This is a genomic window from uncultured Arcanobacterium sp. (genome assembly GCF_947253055.1).
In the GTDB taxonomy this organism is placed as follows: domain Bacteria; phylum Actinomycetota; class Actinomycetes; order Actinomycetales; family Actinomycetaceae; genus Arcanobacterium_A.
Genome location: NZ_CAMXYE010000070.1, coordinates 1 through 7,420 on the forward strand (window position 1 = coordinate 1; position 7,420 = coordinate 7,420).

The window sequence follows — 7,420 nt, forward strand, 5'->3', positions numbered from 1 at the left end:
TGCGTAGCTAGTGAATAGCTTTGCGTAGCTAGTGAATAGCTTTGCGTAGCTAGTGAATAGCTTTGCGTAGCTAGTGTGCAGTGAGATGATCTGGTTGGCAGCCGCATTCTGGATGCGGAGGCACCGAAATAAGCTGCACTTTTCCTGGCGCGGGAGGAATTTTCCAGACGGCGTAGCGAATTTGGGTGGTATGAAAATCGATTAAATTTAATAGTTCTCTCCCCGCTAAGCTGGCAGCTAACTGCAGGCTGCTCATTTCTGGCACTACCGGCCGCCCGTGTAAAGCTTGCGGCACTAACTTTGGCCAGTTCGGATCAGCTGCGCGGCGATGTTGATAGAAGCAGTTAGCGCAAGTGCCTAGATGTGGGCTGCAGAGAGTGCCGATATAAATATCTAATTCTTCTACCCAGCACTGTAAGCAGGTAACCCCGCGTGCTAAATATTCGCCTACCACTATCGGATCTAAAGTGTGCGAACCAGATAGCACCACGATATCTGGTAAAAATTCGGAATCTTTTTTGCTTGAAAATGAGATATGGGGACTAATCTGCCGCAAAATAGTGGTAATTCCATGTGTACGCGGCAGGCCAAAGAATTGGGTTTGCAATTGGGAATGGTCAAATTCTCCTATTTTTTGCATATCCGCAGAGTTGAGAAAATTAATTCCAGCCGCCGCTAAATACATAGCGATGGAGCATCCTAGCTGGTCCAGGCGAGGTAGAGAAATTTTTATTTTTGCGCGGTGGGTAGGTAATTTGCGGTGCAGGCGTTCCCAAGCTAGCCCGTCAGCTATAGTCGGCTTCTCTTCGCTTAAAAGCTCATTTTCTTTAAGCATCTCCAAAATGTCTTGGAGGCGCGTCTCCGGAATATCTCGCTTTGCCGCCAGGCTTCTTATCTCCGAAAGAGTATGTGGAATAGTGAGCATATCTATAAGTTGTAGCTCGGCTCGGTTATAAGTAGCTAACTCTACTTTTCGCCTAGTATCTAATCCTATCTGTGCCTGCTGGGGGCTTACCCAGTAGATTCCCATTCCCGGGGTGATATGCATGGCAGCTCCTCTGCGAAATACTTACTTTTATCGGGTGTATCTCGACTCTAAAGAGCTTTGCCGGCGGCGATAAAAAGTATCCGCAACTGTGGAAAAGAAAATATAAGTAAAACGAAAAAGAGGATAATTCCGCAATTAGTGGCGGGCTTTTACCTAGCTACTTATTCCTAGCTACTTATTCCGCAGAGTCAGGGGTATCAGAGGAATCGGAATTATCAGGCGCATCAGCAGCACCGGGAGCACCGGGAGCACCGGGAGAAGTAGGCGGCATAAATTTTGGTTCATGTGGCACTTCTTCTGTATTTTGTGGGTTCTCGCTGAAAAGATCGGCGAGAAAAGAATCCAGTTCGGCTTCGATATCGGTATTTTTTTCTTGGGCGAAGAAACCCTCCGGGTCGGCCAAATCTGCCGCAGTGGGCAGTAAATCTGGATGCCGCCATAGGGCGTCACGCTCAGCAATGCCGAGTTTCTGCTCTGCCATTTGCCAGAAAGTGATCGAATTTCGCAGCTGTCGCGGCGCCATCTCCATTCCCAACTGGGCTTCCCAGACGTGCTTAGCCGGATTGTCGGTGGCGTAGCGGCGATTAAACATTTCCCGCAAAGGTACTGCATTAGGTAAATGAGGTGCTACGGCGCGCGCGGATACTTCCGACACCCAACCTTCTATTAAAGAAAGGAGGTGTTCGAGGCGCTCTAGCGCATCTTCTTGGGCTGGGCTGAGCCCGAGCGAAAAGATGCCGTCTAAATCGATTTCTTGGATAGCCTGCGGGTTGTCAAGGCTAATATCGCGAATCTTATCTTCTATGGCGCTGGTATCTATTTCGATTCCTTGAGCGAATTCCGCCACAGTGTCTAAGACGCGGGCTCTAAGCCACGGTACCCCAGTATAGAGCCGGGCAGCAGCTACTTCGCGTACTGCAATATAGCTGAGTATTTCGCTCGCGGGCACTTCTAAATCTTTCGAGAATTCGGCGATATTTGCCGGCACCAGGGCAGCAGTGGAACCTTCGGTGAGTGGCAGGCCAGTATCGGTAGACCCAAAAGAAGAAGCAGCTAAATCTGCTAAAGCACTTCCGTATTGCATTCCCAGCATTGAGGCCGTGATATTCTGCAGCAGTGAATCAGTGTTCGGAAGTAGATTGCGCATCTCTTCCGGAGCATATTCGATTTGTGCGGTAAAAGATTCTCCGAAGGCGCGGGCAATATTTTCTCCTACTGGATCGAGGAGGCGCTTAAAAGTGGGCAGGGAATGGGCAATCCAATCCAGCCGCGTCCAGGCCATATTCGGGCCGGAAAGTGGATTGATTTCACTCGCTGCATCTAGCCAGAGTGAGGCGGCGCGCAGAGCTTGCCGAGCTGTTTCTGCTTCGCCAGCGGTAAGTTTATCCAGTTTTTGCTGAGTTATTCTTTCGCGGGCTACTTTTTCTGCGATATTCCAGTTGACGGCGCCGGCGCCAGAGGAGCCTAACATTTGTTGAATCTGCTGGGTAATAAGAGTGAAATTTTCATTGCTAAATATATCCGGCAGTGTCCCCGGATTTATGCCTTGGCCCTGCAAAGCCTGTAGTATCTCTTCGGCGGCCGCGTCTCCCAGTACAGCGCGCAGCATTTTTTCCCAATCGGGCTTGCCCGGCTCATCAGGGGAAAATTCACTCATTTTTACCTCCTAGGATCCTTCCTCAGGTAAGTCTTTCACAAATCTAATCTATAAGAATAATTCTCCGCGAGTAGCGAACTGCACTGCCGGCGGTTTTGGTAGAGTAGAAAAGCATTAGAGAATCAGTCTGCAGAATGAGAATGCAGAATAGGAATAGAGAAAGCGCGATGGGAAGAATAGATCTACGAGATAGCCGGCAGCGAATAAAGCTGGCGGCAGTGGTGTTTATTGTGCTGATAGCGCTGGGAATGGTAATTCCCTCTGGTTACGTAGTAGCTTCTGCTGGCCCCGCTATAAATGTAAATTCTTCGGTAGAAAACAAAGAAGTAGTGGAAATTAAAAAGGCACAGACCTATCCGAGTGATACGCGGCTATTGATGACGACGGTGGCTGCGCAGGGCACAGCGGATAGAGGAGTGCTAGGGGCGCAGGCTTGGTATGCGTTATTACGTAAAAATAAGCAACTCTTGCCAGTAGAGGTTATGTATCCGCAGAATCTAAATGCCGATGAGTACAAAGAGCAGAATAAAGAGTTGATGGAGTTCTCTCAAGATTCTGCGGCTCTTATTGCTTTCGAATTAGCTGGATATAAAGTATCGATGCAGATAAAAGTAGTGGGAGTAGATCCGAATAATCCTTCCGGTAAAGTCCTCAAAGAGGGCGATATTATCAAGGGAATGAAAATTTTCCCCCAGGATTCCTACTACGAGCTGAAGACCCAAAATGAACTTTCGACGGTGATAGATAGAGTTCCGCCGAATACTACCCTCTATTTCCAAATCGTGCGGGATGGAAAAGAGCAGGAAGTACACTTCGAGACGATTCCGTATAAGAAAGATGCCACCGGTTGGGTACATCCAGGTTCGTTGCTCGGAGTGACCATTGAGGCAATTAACGTCAAAATACCGGCGACGGTGGAGTACTTACTGAAAGATATTGGTGGGCCGAGTGCAGGGAATATGTTTGCGCTGGCTATATACGATAAACTCACCAAAGGTTCACTCGGCGGAGGGCACACTATCGCCGGTACGGGCACGGTAGCTTGGGATGGCGATGTGGGGCCAATCGGAGGTATTACTCATAAAATGCGGGGAGCAGCTGCAGAAGGGGCGCGCGAGTTCTTAGCTCCTGCTCTGAACTGCGCCGAAACTATTGGCTATGAGCCGCCGGGAATGCGCGTATGGGCAATACGCAATACGCAGGAATCTATCTTGGCGGTGGCAGAAATTGCGCAAGGAAATACCGAAAAGCTCACCAGTTGCCGAGATTTAGTTGAAAAGCAGCAGCAGGCGCGCCCTTAGCCCAGAAATGCCCCGCTGGAAAACGCTTTTAGTCTTGAAAAGTCTGCGCCAAGGCTTGAGTAATTCCAGGAGCTAATTCGGCGCCGGAAAGTACCATCTTTTCGGTGTCATAGGCACGGAGGCGGATAATACACCAAGCATCTCCAGCGCGAGTGACGCTAGCAGTAATGCGCGCTTCCTGTTTATCAGGATGATTTTCGAGAGCTTTTAAGGCCGCTTGCGGGTCTTTCGGTAATTTTGCTTCGGCGGCCGGCGGCAACAAAATTCGCTCTACAGTTAGGGCAGCGCCATCAACAGTATCCGGCCAGGCAATTTGCGCCAATAATTCTCCAATTCCGGCTGCTGCCGGCAGATTCTCTTGCTCAATTGAAAGCATAGCTTGCGGCGAGTTCAAATCGTCGCTGTTCACTCCCGGCGGTAAATCAGCTTCTAAAGCTGGATTTTCTGCCAAGGCTTTCTGTGCTTTCACCAATGCGAAGAGATGCATCTGCCCATTCCAGCCGCCGCGAGCTACATATCTATCTATTTCCCGCGCCGTGGCTTCTAAAGAATTAATTGCGTCCATAATTCTATATTGGCATAAGCAGCTACTCGGACTCATTTTTTCGCTCTGGGCGCTTTTTTCACCTTCGTCTTCTCACTACTCCCTCTTTTAAGTTAGATTAGTCTTAAGCAGATATTTCTATTACGTAAGTTGAGGTCGGAATTTGGCTACTTCAGCAGCAGCAAAATTGAGAACTCCCGCAGGGGGAGGAAAAAAAACAGGTAAGAGCGGTGCTTTTATCCCTACTTTAGTGGTACTTGCATTAATCCTGGCGGCAGTGGTATTTCTCTCCGAATTTTGGACGGAAGTGCAGTGGTTTAAGCAGATTAATGCTTTGCGGGTGTTTTGGACACAATACGGAGCAGCCCTATTAGTGGGTTTAGCTGGCACTCTAATTGCTGCTCTAGTATTTGCCCTGAATATTCGGATAACGCTTGGAAAGAAGCTACACTCAGAGGCTGGGGCAGAAGTAGCGTTGAAGCCCCGTTCGCAAGATATCTATCTAAAGGCATTGCGTTCGCATAGCTGGCTGGCATACGGAGTTATTCCCTTGGTGCTGGGGCTCCTAGTTGGAGGGCGCCTCGGATTTTCTTGGCGCACTGTATTGCTCTGGCTGCATGGGTCTTCTTTCGGCACTAAAGATCCGGAGTTTGGGATGGATGTTTCCTTCTTCGTATTCACTTTGCCTGCGCTGCACTTAATTCTGAGTTTCTTCATTACTTTGTTAATTACCTGTGTAATTATCGGCGTTATCGGTTACTGGCTTACGGAGAGCTTGCCGGAGAAAAATACGCGCGTGCGCTTGCCGAAGCGGATCCAGATACACCTAGCGGTATTGAGCGTATTCTTTGCTTTTGTAATAGCCGCCCAGTTCTGGCTCGCGCGCTACGATTTATTGCTCGGCAATAATCAGCGTTTTTCGGGCGCCAACTTCACGGCTATCAACGCTTCGAAGCCGGGATACACCATTTTAGCTATTTCTGTATTCCTCATCGGTATTCTGCTCATAGTTGCGGCTGTAAAGCAGCTCTGGAAACCGGCTCTGGTAGGAGTAGCTGCCACCGTCACCGCCGCCTTGGTACTCAGCGTGGTATACCCGCTCTTAGTGCAGAATTTCAAAGTGAATCCAAATGCGGTGGAGTTAGAGTCGAAGTATATACAGCGTAATATCGACGCCACGCTAGCTGCTTACGGTTTAGAAAATGTGGAATCTCAGCAATATGCTGCGCGCACCGATGCAAAGAGCGGGCAGTTGCGCCACGATTCTGAAACCGCAGCCCAGATTCGTTTGCTTGATCCGACTATTGTGGCTCCGTCTTTTAATCAGTTACAGCAGAATCGCCAATACTATGAATTCTTAAATCCGCTTGCGGTAGATCGTTATGAAATTAACGGGAAGATGCGCGATACGGTAGTGGCTATGCGGGAGCTAAACCTCGGTGGTCTGGATAACTCGCGCCGTTCGTGGGTAAATGACCATACGGTGTACACTCACGGATTCGGAGTAGCTGCCGCCTATGGAAATACCATGACCACGAAAGGCGATCCTACTTTCTGGGAGGCAGGCATTCCTTCGGCAGGAGAGATGGGTGATTATGAATCACGCGTCTACTTCGGAAAGAAATCTCCTAGCTACTCCATTGTGGGGGCACCCGAAGGCAGCGATCCTTGGGAATTAGATTATCCGGACGATAAGGCTCCGAATGGGCAAGTGAATACTACCTATAAGGGCAACGGCGGGCCGAAGATTTCCAATGTCTTCGACAAGCTGCTCTACGCGGTAAAGTTCCGTTCCACTGAGCTTTTCTTCTCAGATCGAGTTACGAGTGAATCGCAGATTCTTTTCGATCGCGATCCGCATAAGCGACTCAGTAAAGTAGCTCCGTATTTGACGCTAGATTCTAAGGCACTACCGGCAGTGGTAGATATGGACGATAATCCGGATACGCCAAAAGAATTGGTGTGGATTATCGATGGTTACACTACTTCTAATAATTATCCATATTCGGCGCGCGAGACTTTAGCGGAGGCGACGATGGATTCGCGTACCCGCCAAGTCTCTAGCACGGCTCCGGAAGAGATAAACTACATTCGTAATTCGGTAAAAGCGGTGGTAAATGCTTATGACGGAAGTGTAAAGCTCTTCCAATGGGATCAAGACGATCCGATAATTAATGCCTGGAAGGGAATTTTCCCGGGGCAGATTACTCCGCTCGCAAAGATGCCGGGAGATTTAATTGCGCATGTGCGCTACCCAGAAGATCTCTTTAAGGTACAGCGCACTCTGCTCGCTCGCTATCACGTAAAAGATGCAAAATCTTTCTACTCTGGCGGTGATTTCTGGCAGGTGCCGCGCGAGCCCACGATGGCCGTGAAAGAAAATACTCCGGCGCAGCCTCCGTATTATATGACGCTGCAAATGCCGGGGCAGGATGCCGCTTCCTTCTCGATTACCACTTCTTATATTCCGGGTGGTAATACAAACCGAAATGTAATGACGGGATTCTTAGCAGCAGATTCTAATGCGGGGAACGAGACCGGAAAGATAGCTGATTCGTATGGTAAATTGCGACTGCTGGAAGCTCCACGAGATTTGACAGTTTCCGGGCCCGGGCAGGCAGAAAATACTATGCTCACCAATCCGGATGTCTCTACCGCTTTGAACCTGCTTCGCCAAGGGGGCACGGAAGTGCTAGAAGGTAATTTGCTTTCCTTGCCTATCGGTGGTGGCCTACTCTATGTACAGCCAATATACGTGCAGGCTTCTTCGGGTACGCAGTATCCGACTCTGCAGTATGTATTGGCGCTCTTCGGCGACCAAGTAGGATTTGCTCCTACTTTAGACGAAGCCTTAGATGAGGTCTTCGGCG

5 protein-coding genes are annotated in these 7,420 nt (G+C 49.2%); 2 read left to right on the top strand and 3 right to left on the bottom strand.

What is annotated here, in order from left to right; genetic code table 11:
- Positions 1 to 70: 70 nt before the first annotated feature.
- Both Q0X35_RS05340 and Q0X35_RS05345 read right to left on the bottom strand, forming a co-directional pair.
- Positions 71 to 1,048 (bottom strand): hypothetical protein, encoded by a 978-nt coding sequence (locus Q0X35_RS05340; RefSeq protein ID WP_297566295.1) that lies wholly within the window; start codon positions 1,046 to 1,048, stop codon positions 71 to 73.
- 175 nt (positions 1,049 to 1,223) lie between these two features.
- Positions 1,224 to 2,705: a zinc-dependent metalloprotease gene (locus tag Q0X35_RS05345; protein WP_297566296.1), complete on the bottom strand. Its 1,482-nt coding sequence runs from the start codon at positions 2,703 to 2,705 to the stop codon at positions 1,224 to 1,226.
- Positions 2,706 to 2,872: 167 nt separating this feature from the next.
- Here Q0X35_RS05345 and Q0X35_RS05350 point away from each other — a divergent pair, with 167 nt between their 5' ends.
- Positions 2,873 to 4,006: a PDZ domain-containing protein gene (locus Q0X35_RS05350; protein WP_297566297.1), complete on the top strand. Its 1,134-nt coding sequence runs from the start codon at positions 2,873 to 2,875 to the stop codon at positions 4,004 to 4,006.
- Positions 4,007 to 4,034: 28 nt separating this feature from the next.
- On the opposite strand, the gene Q0X35_RS05355 is transcribed toward Q0X35_RS05350, so the two are convergent.
- The gene (locus tag Q0X35_RS05355; RefSeq protein ID WP_297566298.1) at positions 4,035 to 4,571 is read right to left on the bottom strand and encodes a PPA1309 family protein; all 537 of its coding nucleotides are present in this window, start codon (positions 4,569 to 4,571) and stop codon (positions 4,035 to 4,037) included.
- Between the two features lie 142 nt (positions 4,572 to 4,713).
- Between Q0X35_RS05355 and Q0X35_RS05360 the strand changes: the two genes are divergently transcribed.
- Positions 4,714 to 7,420 (top strand): UPF0182 family protein (locus Q0X35_RS05360; RefSeq protein WP_297566299.1); only part of this gene is annotated, 2,707 nt, incomplete at its 3' end.

Excerpts from the sequence above, each read along its gene's own strand:
- Q0X35_RS05350 (WP_297566297.1), top strand. The coding sequence starts at position 2,873 with ATGGGAAGAATAGATCTACGAGATAGCCGGCAGCGAATAAAGCTGGCG.
- Q0X35_RS05345 (WP_297566296.1), bottom strand. The coding sequence starts at position 2,705 with ATGAGTGAATTTTCCCCTGATGAGCCGGGCAAGCCCGATTGGGAAAAA.
- Q0X35_RS05340 (WP_297566295.1), bottom strand. The coding sequence starts at position 1,048 with ATGCATATCACCCCGGGAATGGGAATCTACTGGGTAAGCCCCCAGCAG.
- Q0X35_RS05355 (WP_297566298.1), bottom strand. The coding sequence starts at position 4,571 with ATGGACGCAATTAATTCTTTAGAAGCCACGGCGCGGGAAATAGATAGA.